Raw genomic sequence first — 17,171 nt, forward strand, 5'->3', positions numbered from 1 at the left:
AAAAATATATATTTGCTATAGGATAGTATAGTATAGGATAGTGTAATATTCACACAAAACACGCCTCCATCCGGTGCAGATAAGACAACAGATTCCATCGCAGCCATGGAATGACTCAGCCAAATGAAGATGAATGTGTGCTTCCTGTAGACGAATAGAATATTGCCACCAAATGAAATCATGGAATGAGTCAGCCAAAGAAGATAGCCTACGTGCTTCCTGTAGACGAATGGAATATTGCCACCAAATGAGATAGTGGAACGCGTCAGCCAAATAATGACAGTATAAGAAATTCCTGTAGATGAATAATATCAATTAAACAAATGACGATAGATTAGCAAATTTCCGGTTGTAAACGGAATGAATGAAGTAAACGTTATGAAATAAAACTGTTTCTCCTTTTTTAATAGTTGCCACGAATACTTATGATCACCGTTTGTCCGGTCGGATAATCGGTAGCATTGCTATGCTTTAGAATACGTTATGAAATTTTTATTCTTCCAATAATTGCTCCTAATATGTTCAGGAAATTTACTTGCTACAAGATGCGAATTACTGCCGGGCTGCCGGCCGTATTATCTGCTCCGCACTATCTGCTGCTCCTGCTGTTGTTGCTGACCGGCAGCGCCTATGCACAATCACCGGCCAGGATGACAATCACGGGATTGGTGAGTGATACCAGCGGCAGGGCCCTGGAAGGTGCCACCATTGCGGTAAACGGAATGCTTTCCAATGGAACGGCTACCGACCGGAATGGCAGATTTATACTGGAGGTGCCGATAGGGGCTACCATCCAGGTAACCTTTGTGGGTTTTGTTGAACACCGATTTGTGGTGACTGGCAATCAAAAGGATTATGCTATCCGGCTGAAAAGCGTGGTGGCTTCGGTAGATGAAGTCGTGGTGACGGCATTTGGGCGTAAGCAAAGACGGGAGGCTGTGGTGGGGTCGGTGACCAGCATCAATCCCGGCGATCTGAAAATTCCGACCAGTAATTTAACCAATGCGTTGGCCGGTCAAATGGCTGGTGTGATTGCCTTTCAGCGTGGTGGGCAGCCGGGAGCTGATAACTCCCAGTTTTTTATCCGCGGCGTTACCACGCTGGGATATAGTTCCAGTCCGTTGATCCTGGTAGATAACGTAGAGTTAAGCGCCAGCGACCTTGCACGTTTGCAGGTAGATGACATCGCCAGTTTTTCTATTTTGAAAGATGCCAGTGCAGCAGCCCTGTACGGCGCCAGAGGCGCCAACGGCGTGATTCTCGTGACTACCAAAGAAGGTAAGCCAGGTAAAGCCCGGGTAGCCGTGCGGCTGGAAGATGCTATTTCAACGCCTACACAAAACCTGAAACTGGCAGACCCTATTACTTTCATGCAGCAATACAACGAAGCGATTACTACGCGGAATCCGCTGAATAAGCCGTTTTATACACCTAATGCCATATTGGGTACACAGGCTACTATCGATAAGGCGCCGGGGAGTAACCCATTCGTTTACCCCGCAGTAGACTGGATGCAAACATTGTTCAAAGACCAAACCACTACCAAGCGCGCCAACTTCAATGTGCAGGGCGGATCAGATGTGACCAAGTATTACATCGCCGGTTCGTATGCACGCGACAACGGTATTTTACAGGTGAACCCGGTGAATAATTTTAACTCCGGAATGAAGTTTGAAAACTACCAGCTCCGTTCGAATGTGAATGTGAAAATTACTAAAACAACAGAAGCAGTAGTGCGGCTGTGGGGTAACTTCAACGACTATACGGGACCTATTACCAGCGATGCTTCCGGTATTGCTACCGACTTATATTCCAGAGCACTTCATACCAGCCCCGTAGCATTCCCTGCATTTTATGAACCGGATGCCGCCAACGTGAACACCAAACATATTTTGTTTGGCAGTGCCTTTGGTGCAGACGGCAACCTGTTGAATAATCCCTATGCGAATCTGATGTACGGATATAAAAACTTTTCTGAATCCAGGATGTCGGCGCAGTTTGAGCTGAACCAGGATTTTGATTTCCTCACAAAAGGACTCACCTTCAAAGGAATTTTCAGTACCAACCGTTATTCCTATTTTGATCTGAGCCGTTCCTATGCTCCTTTCTATTATGGTTTGGGCAGCTACGATCAGGACGCCAATACCTATGTGTTAACATTGCTGAATAGTTCACCAGGACAGGCACGCGAGTTCCTGGACTATAAAGAAAACGCCAAAAGTATTTATAGCTACATCTACCTGCAGGGCGCATTGAACTACGACCGCGATTTTGGCAAAAGTAATGTGAGCAGTACCATCATAGGTACGCGGCAGCAAACCATTTATGGCAACGCCGGTAGTTTGCTGGGGTCTTTGCCTTATAGAAACCTTGGTTTTTCCGGAAGGGCTACCTACTCATACGACCGGAAATATTTTCTTGAATTTAACTTTGGCTATAACGGTTCAGAAAGATTTGCACCGCAGCATCGCTGGGGCTTCTTTCCTACTATCGGTGGGGCCTGGGTGGTATCCAACGAATCTTTCTGGGAGGGTGATATTGCCCACGTTATTTCCCGTCTGAAATTCAGGGGTAGTTATGGTTTGGTAGGTAATGATAATATTGGTAGTCAGCGGTTTTTCTACCTCTCCAATGTAACGCCGGATGATGCAAATGGCCCGGGCGCTACCTTCGGTACCAACAATAGTTTTACCCTCAAAGGAACTACCATACAGGCATATCCTAATCCGGATGTTACCTGGGAAACCTCAAAGAAAAGCAACCTGGCAGTGGAAATGACGATTGCCGATAAACTAAATATAACCGCAGAAGTCTATCATGAAAACCGCTACAATATCCTGATTAAACGCGGCTATATTCCTGTTACCGCTGGTATTGAGGGTTCTGCTTCCAACAACCTGCAGGCGAATCTCGGAAAAGTAGATTCAAAAGGTTTTGATCTGCACCTCGATTATAAACAGGCGTTATCAAAAGATCTGTGGATCAGCGTGATGGCGAATCTTACCGTGACCGACAATAAAATCCGCGCGCAGGAAGAACCGGAATATAAATATGCTTACAGGTTTGCCACCGGAAACCCAACAGCACAGCAGTTTGGCTATGTAGCAGAACGTCTTTTTGTAGATGATAAAGAAGCCGCGAATTCACCGGTACAGAATTTTGGACAGCTCCCGCAAGGTGGTGATATCAAGTACCGCGATATCAATGGTGATGGTGTGATTAATCAGGATGACCAGGTGCCTATCGGTTTGCCCACTACGCCACAGATCATTTATGGTTTCGGTTTTTCTTTCGGCTATAAAAGCTTTGATGTGAGCGCATTTTTCCAGGGACTGGCCAGGGAATCTTTCTTCATCGATCCTAAAGCAACGGCCCCCTTCGCAGACAATGCCCAGTTGTTGCAGGCTTACGCAGACAATCACTGGTCAGAAGAGAACCAGAATCTGTATGCGTTGTGGCCCCGCCTTTCCACTTCACATGTTGCCAACAACGAGCAAGCCAGTACCTGGTGGATGCGTGATGGTAGTTTCATGAGATTAAAGTCGGTGGAAATGGGTTATTCATTTCCGAAAAGATGGATTGCACCGTTGCGCCTCACCAATTTCCGGGTGTATTTCAGCGGTTTGAACCTGCTCACTTTCAGCAAGTTTAAACTATGGGATCCGGAGCAGGCAGGTAATGGGTTTGCTTACCCGATTCAGAAAGTATTTAACCTGGGCATAAACCTTAATTTCTAAGTATAAAAAATATAAACAATGAGATTTTTTAAAAGAACATTGTTGGTGGTATTGCCGGTCATTTTATCAGTATCCTGTAAAAAATACTTAGATATTACGCCGGACAATGTGGCTACACTGAATAGTTCATTTGCCAACGCGAATGAAACACAGGCCTATCTTTTTGGTTGCTACTCCAATATGCAGAATTTGGCCGACGTAAGACGCAACGCGGGTTTTACTAGCTCAGGAGAAGTGATTTTTCCTATAGATCTGCTGGATAAGAAAACATTAGGTGGTGATGGTGGCGACAATGGTTTCAATGTGATGCGCGGTTTACAGAACAGTCCCAATCCTTTACTAAATTACTGGGATGGATATAACATGGGCTTGAACCTGTGGCAGTCTATCCGCATGTGTAATACCTTTCTGGATAATGTATATCAGCCGCTGGACCTGACGGAATACCAACGTAAAAGATGGGTGGCGGAAGCTAAATTTCTGAAAGCTTACTATCATTACTGGTTGATCAGGATGTATGGTCCTATTCCTATTGCGGATGTGGCCTTGCCTATCAATATACCTTCTGCAGAAGCGCGGCTCAAACAGCAATCAGTAGATTCCTGTTTCCAGTATGTGGTGACGCTGCTGGATCAGGCCATGCCCGATTTGCCGGATGTGATACAGAATGCGGGTGCAGAAGCGGGTCGCATTACTTCGGTGATTGCAAAAGCTGTTAAAGCAGAAGTGCTGGCTACGCAGGCAAGTCCGTTATTTAATGGCAACCCTGATTATGCGGCGGTTAAAGGGAAGGAAGGAGAAAGCCTGTTCCCGGCAGCTTACGATGCTATCAAATGGCAACGTGCAGCAGAAGCCTGTAAAACAGCTATTGACGCTGCTGTATCATCGGGGGCTGCACTTTACCAGTTCCGCACCTCCGGCGGTATTGTAAGTATGTCCGACGCCACCAAACAGCTGCTCACCTTGCAGGGTGCACTTACCGATCCGTGGAATACAGAACAGATATGGACCCTCAATCCACAATTCGGGTGGCAGTATATGGCTTCGCCACGGGTAACGGCGGATGCGGCTTCCAACGGTTTTGCCGTGTATTCCAATTTTTCTGTTCCGATGGCAGAATCAGAATTGTTTTATACGCAGAACGGCGTGCCTATCAGTGAAGACAGAACCTGGGATTACGCGAACCGGTATAAACTGCAAAATGGTGATGATGCACACCGGTATTATATCCGCAAAGGATATACCACTGCCCGCGGTAACTTTTACCGGGAGGCCCGGTATTATGCAGATGTAGCCTTCGACGGCAGCATCTGGTTTGGCTCTGCCAACACAGACGATAACAATGCGAATTATGTCAATGCCGTCAATGGTTTTGCGGCGTATACGCCTACCCGTTATAACGTAACTGGTTACTGGCCTAAAAAACTGGTGCCCTGGCAAACAGCCTTCGGACAAACTTCCGTACAAACCAATTACTCATGGCCATTTATGCGCTTGCCCGCTTTGTGGCTGTTATATGCCGAGTGCTTAAATGAAGCCAATGGCCCCGGCGCAGAAGTATACACTTATATCGATAAGGTGCGGGAAAGGGCCGGTTTACCCGGAGTAGTGCAGGCATGGTCCAACTTCTCCCGTAATCCCTCAAAATACAGCTCTAAAGACGGTTTAAGGGCTATTATTCACCAGGAGAGGAGAATAGAACTGGCATTTGAAGGACAGGCGGGCTGGGATCTCAGAAGATGGAAAGAGTTACAGGCAGTATTCAGCAGCCCTTTCCAGGGATGGAGTTTCAGACAGCGGACTACGCAGGGATTTTATCAGCTGACCAACGTATACCAGCCGGTATTTGGATTGAGAGACTACCTGTTTCCGATCCAGGACTACGACATGCTGACGAATCCTAATCTCATACAAACACCTTATTGGTGATAACAACAGGGGCAGCATAAAATCATTTCAAACCAGTTTTAATTTTTTGTATGGATGCGATATATAAAATAAGCCGTGTGCTAATACCAGTGGTGACCTTACTGATGTTCCAGTTTGGTTGTAAGAAAAGCGAGGGGTATAACGAGGTGATCTCCAATGACAAAACCAAACCACAGCCGGTTTCCAATATTAAAGTGACCAACAGGAACGGGGGCGCCTATATTACTTATACGCTGCCGGATTCTAAAAATGTACTGTATGTACTGGCGGAGTATATGATCAACGATACCAAAAGCAGGCAAACCAAAGCTTCCTTTTATTCCGATACTATTGCGGTGGGCGGCTTTGCCAAAAGCCAGGACTATACGGTAAAGTTATACACCGTTACCCGTGCAGATGTAAAGTCCGATCCGGTGAATGTAACGGTACATCCGGATTCAGCCACTTATCTGCGGGCACTTCCTACTATTTTACTACAGGCCGATTTTGGTGGAATTAACATCAACGTGGCCAATCCGTCGAAAGATAATATCGGCGTTATCACCATCACGGAAGATGCCACCACGCATAAAATGGAGATCAGGAATCAGAACTACACCGATCAGGCAAATATTTCATATAGCATCAGGGGGTATGATACTATCCCAACGAAATTTGGCGTATACCTGGCCGATGAATTTGGGAATATTTCAGATACGGTATATGCTACTGTTAAGCCGCTTTACGAAACCATGATGGACAAGTCAAAATTTAATGTGTATAAATTGAATTCTGACGATGGCTTCAGCTTTGGATGGGAGCTGCGTTACATGTGGGATGGTAACCTGGGAAGGCCCGGTTATCACTCTACTTATCCTACTACGGCGCCCTTACCTAAATGGGTGACTTTCGATATGGGACAGACAGCGAAATTGAGTCGCTTTACGCTTTGGGGCCGCGGATTAGACGATGGCATTTATCTCTGGGGATATGGTAATCCGGAAACCTGGGTGATGTGGGGCCGTGCAGATCAGCCGGTAGATGAAATATTACCGGATACGACGAATCTGCCTGCAGTAGGACAGGCAACACCGGGTGGCTGGATTAATATGGGTGTTTTCCATTTGCCTGCCCAGCCTTCAGGACTGGTGCCACCGGCGTACGACAATGCAGATCTGGCTTTCTGGAATGCCGGCTTTGGGTATAACTTTTCGCTGAACCTGCCCAAAGTGCGATACATGCGTTTTGAATGTGTGACCAATGCCGCGCATAGTAATGAATTCTTTCACATCATGGAACTCAGTATATGGGGGGATAACAGGTAGTGGTTTCCTTCACTGGTATTCTTTTAAAATTATGTTATTAAAAATATTATGAGATGAGAAAGTATCCCTTAGTTACAAAACTCCTCTTGCCCATCTGTAGTGTATTCCTCTTCATAGCATGTAGCCGGAAGGCCACTGACTTCAAGGATTTTCTGGGCAATACGGAAATCCAGTATCCCGGCGTGGTTTCAGGAATTGCGATCTATCCCGGTAACGGCCGTTTGGCGATTGGCTGGAAACCTAGTCCTGACCCCAGTATCAGCAAGTATGTATTGTACTGGAATAGCCGGCAGGACTCTGTCGTGATCAATGCCACCTCTCACAAGCCAACAGATACGGTCCTTTGCCTGATCCCGGGGTTGAGTGAGTACGCCTATACGTTTTTTCTGTATTCCTACGATAGGGCCGGCAACAGGTCTATTGTAACGGAAATAGATAATGCACATGCCTATGGCAGTATTTACCGGAGTACTTTACATAACCGTTTGCCTGATGTTGCCAAACCTTATGAAATAAGGGAAGATGGAACTGTTACACTGTTTTTCAGCACACCGGATACTATTAACATTGATACCCGGATCAAATACACCAATGCCGCTGGTGTGGAAGCCTTTGCTGCTATTCCAGGTACTGCCGACAGTATTAACCTGCCGGGCTACAAAGCCGGTCAACCGGTGATGTATCAGTCTTCCTACATACCCGGAAGATATGCATTGGATACTTTTTATACCAACAACTACGACACCTTCCCGGACATCTACAAACTGGTAGCCTGTGATAAAAGTTTATTCCAGGAACATGACCTGCCAAATGATATGGGCATTTACCAGTCAGATACCCGTGTTAGCAGATTATGGGATGGCAGTGTAGGACCGCAAAGTTATCCGGATATTTTCCATAGTGATGATCAGGGTTCCAACACACCGTTGCCTCGCACGCTTACTTTTGATATGGGTAAAATATACAACCTTGGACGTATCGAAGAAACCGGGAGGAACTGTTGTAATAATCCATCTGAATTTGAAGTATGGGGGATTGCAGATATTACCAATGCGGCTACTGCTTTGAAAAGTACCGATCCGGGATGGGCGGCTGAAATGAGTAGTAAAGGCTGGACTTTGCTCACCACGGCGGTCAGAGGCGATGATGGTAATAACGCTATGAAGTTTGATTTTATTCCGCAGGCGCCACCTGCACGTTATATCCGCATCCGGGTATTACATACCGTGAATAATTCCAATTCGGTGAATATGAGCGAGATCACGATGTTTGGCAAGCAATAAAACCAACTGCAAAAAAAACAGGGGGCTGATCATTTCTGGTCAGCCCCCTGTTTTTTATTTTTTCCTCACCACATTGTTGAGATAATATGTAATGGTATACGTGCCTTTGGTTACATAATATTTGATAGAAGAAACGGTGTTTACATGTAAGCCGATGTCCGTATACTTTCGATCCACCCGGTAGTAACAAATACCATTATCGAATCCAACAGCCGAGGTGGGGAATGCAGGCAATTCAGGAATGCCCTGGGGATATTCATATTCGATGGTCGTCGTTGTTTTGACTTCCGGATAATAAGGGTCCCAGTGTTTGAAGCTGGGGCGTTGCGCGCGGCCATAGACTTCGCCTGCGGCCGGATTGAAGAATTCACCATTTTTATCTTTCCATTGAAAAATAATTTTATTGGGTCCTTGTCCATCATGTGTAATATCCATTTGTAAGGCGTCGGGCAGGGAATAAAAATTTTCTGCTGCATCGGCGGTAGTCCAGCTTTTGTAAAGGAGTGTATCGATGGTGGTGAGTGGCGTGACGATGATGTTGCACGCATCTTTCAACGTTTTTACACCTTTGATATTGGATACCGCCACATCTATGCTATACGTCCCCGGATCAATAAACAAAGAGGTTTGTGTGAACTGTAGTCGTCCGCCAAGTGGGTTGACGCTGAAAGGCGCTACGAGGCTGTCTCTCAATTTCGCTTTCAGTTTTTCCAGTGTTGAATCTTCAAAAGTAACCGCATCTGTATAAGTACTCATCATCTGCGGCTTCATAAACATGCTGTCTGCACTGGCATTGGTTTTTTTATCGCGGATACCCATCAATACTACTTTGAGCGGACTGGTAGAGCCATCGGCTACCAGTGTGGAAGAGGTGGTGGTAATGCCTTGTTGTACGGTAAAAGGATTTTCGATATAGTAAATGCTGTCACTTAAAAATCCTTTCTCCACTTTTTCGCAGCTATAAACTGCCAGTAACAGGCAAAGGAGTGCTAATCGGTTTATTTTATTGGAAAGCATATTTGTTGGTTTGGGTAGTAATAAATTATCTCTTTGCCAGCGGGGCATTATTGGCCAGTACATGCAGGGTAGTGCCTGTAGCCGTTTTAATACCCGTCGTCTGGCAGGTCATGGCCACATCAACCGGATCGCCTTCCGGTGCACCCGGGGCGCCATCTAATACGCCATTGACCATGATGTATTGCAGTGAATTATAATTGAACACCGGTGCAGATCCGGAGAGCCATACGGCGTAGGAGCCGGTAATGGTTTTTACCGCGCAGGGCACCAGTACGCCGGCCCAGTTGGTTTTGGATACGGGCGTACTGCTGGTGTTATCCAGGCTGATAACATCTCCAAATAAATACTGGGTAATAAGTTTGGAACTCACGCTGTCGTACAGCTCCTCCAGACTATTTACTTTCAGATTTGTCATCATCAGTTTTACTGAAAAGTTGGTAAAGGCGAAAAATGTAGCCGATTTATTGACCGAATCTTTCAGATTGAAATGATCAATGATGAGTATAGTAGTATCGAAATAATGGGCACTATGTTGTTTCAAATAATCATAGGTACTCAGGGGAGTGTTCACGTTATGTATTCCTCCATCTGTGAGGTAGTTGTCCTTTTTGCAGGATAGGACGCTTATTGTCAGCGTGGCCATGATCAGCCATCCCCATTGTTGATATAATGTTTTCATGGTTTATTTTTTTTAATGGAACCAATACTTTATTTCAGTTTTCCCTGCCAGAAAGGGGTTTGTAATAATTTAGAATTGGTAAGAAACAGGCTCGGGTCCAGTGGCCAATAATATTTGCCGGCTGTAAATTCACCTGCTGTCATAAAAGGAAATTTCACGGTGCCGGTATTTCTGGCGAGTCTTACCAAATCATAAAAGCGGTGGCCTTCCAGGAATAGCTCTCTTCCGCGTTCTGCGGTGATGGTATCCAGTAAGGGGCGGCCGGTAATGCCGGTAAGCGGCGTGGTGAGTCCTGCGCGGGCTCTTATTTCATTGACGATGGCCAATGCGCCGCCAAAGTCGGTGTTGGTGCCGGCGGCCATGGCTTCGGCTTTCAGCAGTTTAATATCTGCCAGCCGGAAAATCACGATGTTGTTTTGCGCTACGGTAAACTGCGGTTGCTTGCTGGGATCGATGTATTGAATATTGGAATATTTGATGCAGGAAATGAAGCTGCTGGTACCGGTAGCAATGGTGACGAATGATTTTTTAAACCGCAAGTCGGTGGTGTCGTAGAATAGATTGTTGACAACACCGCCGTTCAGCTGCCATAGCGGCGTTGTAATGTTGCTGATATAAGGCGCAGCGAGTGTTTGACCTGCGATGCTTTGGGCCGCTACCAGGCTTTCTTTCAGCTGGTTATTGGAAATTTCAAAAATGCCTTCCGGTGATTGTCCTTTATAGATAGAAAGATAATCGCTGGCAGGCACGAGCGAATAACTGCCGGAGTTGATCACGGAGTCGCAGGCCATGCGGCAGCTATCGTAGTTACTGCTCCAGGCATAGACGTGCGCCATCAGGGCAAATGCGTTGCCTTTATCTCCTCTCACAATTTTATCGGGATTGTTATCATCTTTCCAGGGCAGGTATTTCTTTGCCTGTGCCAGATCAGCGATGCATTGGGCGAGTATCTCTTTCTGCGGTGACCGGGCTACCTGCGGAGCGGTGGCAACATCGGGGTAGTAATTGGTTACCAGGGGAACATCTCCCCATACCCTGGCCATATAAAAATACGCGAACGCCCGTACGAAGTAAGCTTCTCCGATATACTGATTTTTCTTTGCCTGTTGTGCGGCAGCATCATTACCGGCAAATACAGTAGCCGGCATAGGTTCCAGGAAATGCAGACAGCGGTTGGCCTGGGCAATGGTAGTGTAAAAATTTGAGTACACCCTTAGTTTGAGGAGTTCCACATAGCTGTTGGCCGGCGGAATACTGCCTTCCCATTTCATGCTGGCCACGTTTTTATAAGAGTCGTTGGAGCCGCCGCTCACAAATTCACTATTAAATTCATCGGAGGGTAAATCGCCGTAGGCATAATGCGTGATAGAAGCATTGAGTGCACTCCTGAGCAGCGAGTAACAGGCGGCTACAGAGGAATTGGCATCTCCTTCGGACTTCCACGTAGTTTGGTCGGTAGCCTGACTATCGGGGTCCTGGTCCAGGAATTTCCTGCAGGAGATAAACATCATGGTAGATATCGTAAACAGAATAAGCCAGTTGATTGGTTTCATTGCTGATATTTTAGAATGAGGTAGAATTTTTTTATAGTTCCGCTCTAATGCCAATGGTAAACTTCCTGACAGCGGGATAGGCCATGTTGGAAGAGCCTGTGGTAGGGTCTACCAGTTCCGGATCAGGAATCGTTGGACTTCTTTTGAAGGTCAGGAGGTTGTCGGCCATTCCGAAAACGTTGAAGGAGCGGATGCGCATCGACTGTACCCAGCGGGCCGGAAAGTTGTACGACAGGGATACCTGTTTTACACGCAGGAAACTGCCATCTTCCACGAAATAGGAGCTGGCTATATTATAACGATCGCTGGAACCATCGGAAGAAACGAGCGTAGGGTATTTAGTCACATCTCCGGGGTGTTGCCAGAACTGGTTTAATACATTGGTAAGCACAGCAGGTCCTGCATTGGTGCCCCACCAGGAATAGGCCCTGCTGCCGTTTAAAGCATCAGACAGGTAGCCATTGAAAATTTTTCTGCCGGTAAGGAAAGAGCAAAATATATTTAAGCTGATGCCTTTGTAGCTAAAGCTGTTACCGATACCACCGGTTACTTTAGGGAGTGGGTTGCCGGCAATTACCTTATCATCGTAGTCGATGTTATAATCACCGTTCATGTCCTGGTAATTGGGATCGCCGGCGTGTAGCGTTTTACCCAGGTAGGTCAGCTTTTTGCCTGTCATAGGATCTGTTGGCACGCTGGCTTCTGTTGGGAAAGCACCGTTGATGTTGTATACTTTGTAGTTGTACAGCGGTTCACCCATGGTGAGTGTTTGCTGGAACCAGGATTCGCCAAACAGAAAATCGCGATTGTTATTAGGGAGCCGGGTTACATAGTTTTTATTGAAAGAGATGTTGAAGTTGGTGTTCCATTGAAAGGCAGCCCGGGGACTGAAGTTGTGTGTATTGATGGCCAGTTCTATTCCCTCATTGCGCACATCCGCGAAGTTGCCTGCGTAGAAGCGGTACCCGGTGGTGGTTTGCGCCGGCACCTGGTAAAAGTATTTGTCTTTTGCATCTTTGCGGTACCAGTCTGCCGTAATACCTATTCTGTCATTAAACATCGACAGATCGATTCCGAAATCCGGTTGGATAAATCGTTCCCATCTCACACTATTACTCGCACTGATTCCCTGTGAGGTAAAGCCGTTGTAATAAGGGTAGGGAGAGATGACAGGAGTTCCATTATAGGTAGAAGGCGTACCGCCGGCAATAGGGAATGTACCGTTAGGGACAATGATGCCGGTGCTGCCACCGAGGAAGGAGCCATCATTGTAAAGGCCCTGGTATTTGGCGTAGAAAGAGCCGGGATCATTACCGGTAATACCCCAGCTGGCTCTTACTTTCACGAAGTTTACCACATTTTTGAGGGGTTGGAAAAAATGTTCATCTGACAAAATCCAGCCGGCAGAGAACGCGGGGAAAGTACCCCATCTGTATTCGGGACTGTAGATGGAGCTGGCATCTCTTCTGAAAGAGGCGGTGAGCATATACTTACCCTCGTAATCATAGGATAGGCGGGCATAGTACGACAGGGTAGTTTTTTTCTGCTGGCTGCTGGTGACATTCAGAGAAGATCCTGGTGGAATGGTTTGCAGGGTATGTATACCGGTTACTGAAATGCCTTGTGCCTGCGCCCAGGTACTGTAGTTTTTTACCGCATAAGCAGAGGCGCCTGCTACCAGGTTAATATGATGTTTGTGGAGCAGGGTATTGTATTCCGCATAATTTTCAAACGACCAGGAAGGGTTGCTGGACGTGATATCAAAGGCCATGTTGGAAATACCATTTAATTCCTTTGGAGAAAAATAAGCCCATTTGTCTATATAATTATTAGCAGCGTAAGTGCTATGAAACACTACATTTTTTACGAGGGTATCTACTACGCCGATGGAGCCATTATAGGCGAAAATATTATTGTCGTCGAATGGATTGGCCTGGCCGCTGAATAAGGCAATTTGTTGTGGGGTGAGTTGTGTAAAAGAAGTAGGGAAATTCCAGGAAGCAAAAAGTTGTCCGGCGCCACCGCCGGTTCCGTGATTACGTTTTTCGGAGGTGATCATCAGGTTGGTATTTACCTGTAGTCCTTTTCGGGGGCTTACAGATAAGTTCAGGTTGGGCGAGAGGCGGTCTATTGAATATCCTTTTAGCAGTCCCTGTTCATTATAATGATTTAAGGAAACGCGGTAGTTGGCGCTGCCGAGAAAACCGGCAATGGCCAGATCTTCATTGTTCACCAATGCCTGGTCGCGCACCATCATGGCCTGCCAGTCTATGTTGTTGTTGAAGGCCGGATTCAGGCTGTCTGTGAGTTGAGCGGGGATATATCCGTCTCTGATCTCCGTGTAGGGAGCGAGGCGGGTGATGAGGTCCATTTTTAATCTTCTTTCCGCTGCGCCGGTGGTGACGTTTCGTAGGGCGGGTTGTGTGGTGGCGCCTATATAACCGGATACAGATACTTGTGGTCTTCCCCGTTTAGCGCTTTTTGTTTTCACGATGATGACACCATTTCCGCCACGTGCGCCATAGATAGCGGATGCGGAGGCATCTTTGAGTACGTCGATGGATTCCACATCGTTGGGATTGATTAAGCTGAGTGGGTTGGTACCGCTGTAGGAGCTGCCAATGGTATTAATGTCGAAGATGACGCCATCTATTACGTATAGGGGGCCGGTGTTTCCGCCGTTGGCGTTTCCGTAATCCACGTTGGTGGCTCCCCGGATGACTATATTGGTGCGTTGTCCGGGTTCTGCCGTGCTGGAAAGTACGCTTACGCCGGCTAAACGCCCCTGCAGCATTTGATCGAAGCTGGCCTGTGGCATATCTTGTATGTCTTTTCCACTCATAGAGGAAACGGCTGCCGTTACATTTCTTCTTTTCACGCTTTGGTAGCCAATAACGACTACATCATTCAGTGCTTTCTGGGAGGGTTTCAGGACAATCTGCATTTTTCCGGTGGCAGCTTTGATGTTGGTGGTTTCAAAACCGATATAACTGATCAGCAGTACATTGTTTTCCCGCATCAGGCGCAAAGAGAAATTGCCGTTAGGGTCTGTCATCACCGCGTTGGCGGGGAATCCTTTTTCCACAACACTGGCGCCTGGCAGTGCTGTTCCGTCGGTACTTTTTACAATGCCGGATACGGTGACCGGTTGTTGCGCTTTTACTTCATGCAGGGATGCTATTATGATACAACATAATAGCCATGGGAATCGAAGGCATTCTTGCATATTAATTCATTTGATTTTGGTTAATATTTTATTGGCCTAAGTAAGCAAAGCACGATTGGTGAATGATAACAGCCGGTCACCGTCATCTGAAATGGCAAGGGGAAAAGGGATAATACGCTATAACGTTGTGAATTTCCAGGTGCTAAATTAATTAGTGTCAATATGACATTAAAATTAGAGTTTAATTCTTCTATTAATATGCAGAATTTAACTTCTTGTAATCGAATTTTGGTTAAGTTCTGGTTTAGCCATCGGCAAGTATGGCCTTTCGCTTTTTAATAAATAATATTATATTAGAGATAGATATCCCCATTTTCCCATGACACCAGAAGCATATAAAAAACGATATAAGGAAGATGATGCAGTGGGCTGGCTTTCAATAGACAGTGCGCTGGAAAGCGTTTATGGTAAAACGGAGCCACGTCATTACGGACCGCTCTGCGGCATACATTTCGCTGCCGGCGGCACCGATCCCATTGATGGCGTGAGCATATTTGATTCCGGCCAACAGGAACCGCATCGGCATATGATCAGTTATGGCATGTCGGAATTGTATTATGATCATGAAAAGGCGGGTGGTGACTTCAGCAAATGGGGGTTTGAATTTACGTTCCGGCTGAAGCCATTTGCAAAAGATAAAGAAGATCCGATATGGGCGGTGCATGTAATGAATAACCTGGCCCGATATGTATTTAAAAGTGGCCGCTGGTTTGAAGAAAACCATTTCATTCCTGCCAAAGGGCCCATCAGGTTGGACACGGAGACTGAAATCACCGGTTTTGTACTGGCGCTGGACCCGGAACTGGGCAGAATAGAAACGCCTCATGGCGAGGTGTCTTTCCTGCAATTAGTGGGAGTAACAAACGCTGAACTGGAAAAGGTGATGCAGCATCCTACGGTGAATACGGTGGCTGAATTGATTAATGAATTGAAGAAAGATAATCCGTTGTTGATAACAGATCTGGAGCGGAGGTTTTAAAAAAATAATTTCCATTTTTTCTGTATGAAACAGAAAATTTCATTAACTTAATCTAAGTTACCCCTTCCCAAATTAATTCCTCACGAAGCACTATCTGATTTGCTTTCTGTTGATGAGCATTGCTTATTCAATAGGGACCGGCATTGCTGAACTCAGTTAGTTACAATGGCCTCGCTGCCACCAATTTCCACCATCAGAGATTATTTAGGTTTGTTAACAATGAATCATGTATGAAGAAGGAGAATCAAAATATAGAATGGAAAGAAACCTGGCGTGATGAGTACCTTAAGTGGATATGCGGGTTTGCAAATGCGCAGGGCGGTACGCTTGTTATTGGAATAAATGATGACGGTATGATAACTGGCATTAACAATGCGCATCAACTGCTGGAGGAAATACCTAATAAAGTAAGGGACATGTTGGGGATTATCGTCGATGTAAACATACAGGAAGAAAAAGAAACGCAATATCTGGAAGTAATGGTGGACGCTTATCCTCACCTGGTTAGCTATAAAGGTCAGTATCATTACAGAAGTGGTAGCACTAAACAGGAATTAAAAGGGGCGGCCCTGGATAAATTTCTTTTACAGCGACAGGGGAAGCGTTGGGATGGAGTACCTGTTCCGAAGGTGCCGATAGGCTCACTGAGCAAAGATGCTTTTTCTTTTTTTCGAAGAAATGCCACCCAGAGTGGCCGGTTGCCACCGGATATGCTGAGAGAAGCCAATAAATTATTGCTAGGGCATCTCAACCTTTACGACGGGACCTATTTAAAACGGGCAGCGGTGCTACTTTTCCATCCTGACCCGGAGAAGTTTGTTTCGGGTGCCTTTGTAAAGATTGGTTTTTTCAGAACCGATGATGATTTGCTGTTTCAGGATACTATTCATGGTTGTCTTTTTGAACAGGTGAACAAAGTCATGGATCTCTTGCTGACTAAATATTTGAAGGCGGCCATTAGTTATGAAGGGATTACCAGAGTGGAGGCCTATCCATTCCCGGAGGCGGCCATTAGAGAGGCTATTTTAAATGCCATTGCACATAAGGATTATAGCCGCGGAGTTCCCGTCCAGATCAGTGTATATGATGATAAAATTATTTTTTGGAACCCGGGACACCTGCCGGACGATTGGACAGTAGAGCGGTTAAAGCGAAAACATCCCTCCCTTCCTTACAATCCGGATATTGCTACCGCTTTTTTTCGCGTAGGACTAATTGAAACCTGGGGCCGGGGCACCATAAAGATAATGAATGAGTGTATAAGGGCTGGTCTTCCAGAACCAGCTTTTAACTATGACCTTTCTGGATTTATGATTGAGTTTAAAGCAAAGAATATAGGAAAGTTGGCGGGAGAAACTTCGGAGTTGGCGGGAGAAACTTCGGAAATGGCGGGAGAAACTTCGGAGATGGCGGGAGAAACTTTGGAAATGGCGGGAGAAACTTCGGAGTTGGCGGGAGAAACTT

Annotated in this window: 10 protein-coding genes; 6 read left to right on the top strand and 4 right to left on the bottom strand. The window is 46.1% G+C overall.

The features are described 5' to 3' along the window. Positions 1-545 precede the first annotated feature (545 nt). Genes VIP81_RS20095 through VIP81_RS20110 form a run of 4 tightly spaced genes read left to right on the top strand, consistent with a single transcriptional unit; the run spans position 546 to position 8,253 of the window. Entirely contained in the window at positions 546-3,737 is a 3,192-nt protein-coding gene (locus VIP81_RS20095) for a TonB-dependent receptor (RefSeq protein WP_331965288.1), read from the top strand. 18 nt (positions 3,738-3,755) lie between these two features. Beyond that, positions 3,756-5,666 carry a RagB/SusD family nutrient uptake outer membrane protein gene (locus VIP81_RS20100; RefSeq protein ID WP_331965291.1) on the top strand — a complete coding sequence of 637 codons (1,911 nt, stop codon included), beginning with the start codon at positions 3,756-3,758 and terminating at the stop codon, positions 5,664-5,666. A gap of 50 nt (positions 5,667-5,716) precedes the next feature. Further along, a complete protein-coding gene (locus tag VIP81_RS20105; RefSeq protein WP_331965294.1) occupies positions 5,717-6,970 on the top strand; it encodes a DUF4959 domain-containing protein in 1,254 nt (417 codons plus the stop codon). Between the two features lie 53 nt (positions 6,971-7,023). Beyond that, positions 7,024-8,253 (top strand): DUF4998 domain-containing protein, encoded by a 1,230-nt coding sequence (locus tag VIP81_RS20110; protein WP_331965297.1) that lies wholly within the window; start codon positions 7,024-7,026, stop codon positions 8,251-8,253. Between the two features lie 54 nt (positions 8,254-8,307). Here the strand turns inward: VIP81_RS20110 and VIP81_RS20115 are convergent, their stop codons facing one another. Genes VIP81_RS20115 through VIP81_RS20130 form a run of 4 tightly spaced genes read right to left on the bottom strand, consistent with a single transcriptional unit; the run spans position 8,308 to position 14,728 of the window. Further along, positions 8,308-9,270, bottom strand: coding sequence for a hypothetical protein (locus tag VIP81_RS20115; RefSeq protein ID WP_331965300.1), 963 nt, complete (start codon positions 9,268-9,270; stop codon positions 8,308-8,310). 25 nt (positions 9,271-9,295) lie between these two features. Beyond that, positions 9,296-9,949, bottom strand: coding sequence for a hypothetical protein (locus VIP81_RS20120; RefSeq protein ID WP_331965303.1), 654 nt, complete (start codon positions 9,947-9,949; stop codon positions 9,296-9,298). A gap of 29 nt (positions 9,950-9,978) precedes the next feature. Continuing rightward, entirely contained in the window at positions 9,979-11,502 is a 1,524-nt protein-coding gene (locus VIP81_RS20125; RefSeq protein WP_331965306.1) for a RagB/SusD family nutrient uptake outer membrane protein, read from the bottom strand. 31 nt (positions 11,503-11,533) lie between these two features. Then, a complete protein-coding gene (locus VIP81_RS20130) occupies positions 11,534-14,728 on the bottom strand; it encodes a SusC/RagA family TonB-linked outer membrane protein (RefSeq protein WP_331965309.1) in 3,195 nt (1,064 codons plus the stop codon). Between the two features lie 319 nt (positions 14,729-15,047). Here VIP81_RS20130 and VIP81_RS20135 point away from each other — a divergent pair, with 319 nt between their 5' ends. Then, complete coding sequence (locus VIP81_RS20135; protein WP_331965312.1) at positions 15,048-15,707, top strand: suppressor of fused domain protein; 660 nt, start codon at positions 15,048-15,050, stop codon at positions 15,705-15,707. A gap of 230 nt (positions 15,708-15,937) precedes the next feature. Next, positions 15,938-17,171, top strand: a 1,234-nt coding sequence (locus VIP81_RS20140; protein WP_331965315.1) for an ATP-binding protein, incomplete at its 3' end; no start/stop codon positions are given.

Origin of the sequence: Chitinophaga sp., from assembly GCF_036566945.1 — a bacterium.
Taxonomy (GTDB): Bacteria; Bacteroidota; Bacteroidia; order Chitinophagales; family Chitinophagaceae; genus Chitinophaga.

Coding starts and splice junctions, on each gene's coding strand:
- VIP81_RS20095 (WP_331965288.1), top strand. CDS start 546: ATGCGAATTACTGCCGGGCTGCCGGCCGTATTATCTGCTCCGCACTAT.
- VIP81_RS20100 (WP_331965291.1), top strand. CDS start 3,756: ATGAGATTTTTTAAAAGAACATTGTTGGTGGTATTGCCGGTCATTTTA.
- VIP81_RS20105 (WP_331965294.1), top strand. CDS start 5,717: ATGGATGCGATATATAAAATAAGCCGTGTGCTAATACCAGTGGTGACC.
- VIP81_RS20110 (WP_331965297.1), top strand. CDS start 7,024: ATGAGAAAGTATCCCTTAGTTACAAAACTCCTCTTGCCCATCTGTAGT.
- VIP81_RS20115 (WP_331965300.1), bottom strand. CDS start 9,270: ATGCTTTCCAATAAAATAAACCGATTAGCACTCCTTTGCCTGTTACTG.
- VIP81_RS20120 (WP_331965303.1), bottom strand. CDS start 9,949: ATGAAAACATTATATCAACAATGGGGATGGCTGATCATGGCCACGCTG.
- VIP81_RS20125 (WP_331965306.1), bottom strand. CDS start 11,502: ATGAAACCAATCAACTGGCTTATTCTGTTTACGATATCTACCATGATG.
- VIP81_RS20130 (WP_331965309.1), bottom strand. CDS start 14,728: ATGCAAGAATGCCTTCGATTCCCATGGCTATTATGTTGTATCATAATA.
- VIP81_RS20135 (WP_331965312.1), top strand. CDS start 15,048: ATGACACCAGAAGCATATAAAAAACGATATAAGGAAGATGATGCAGTG.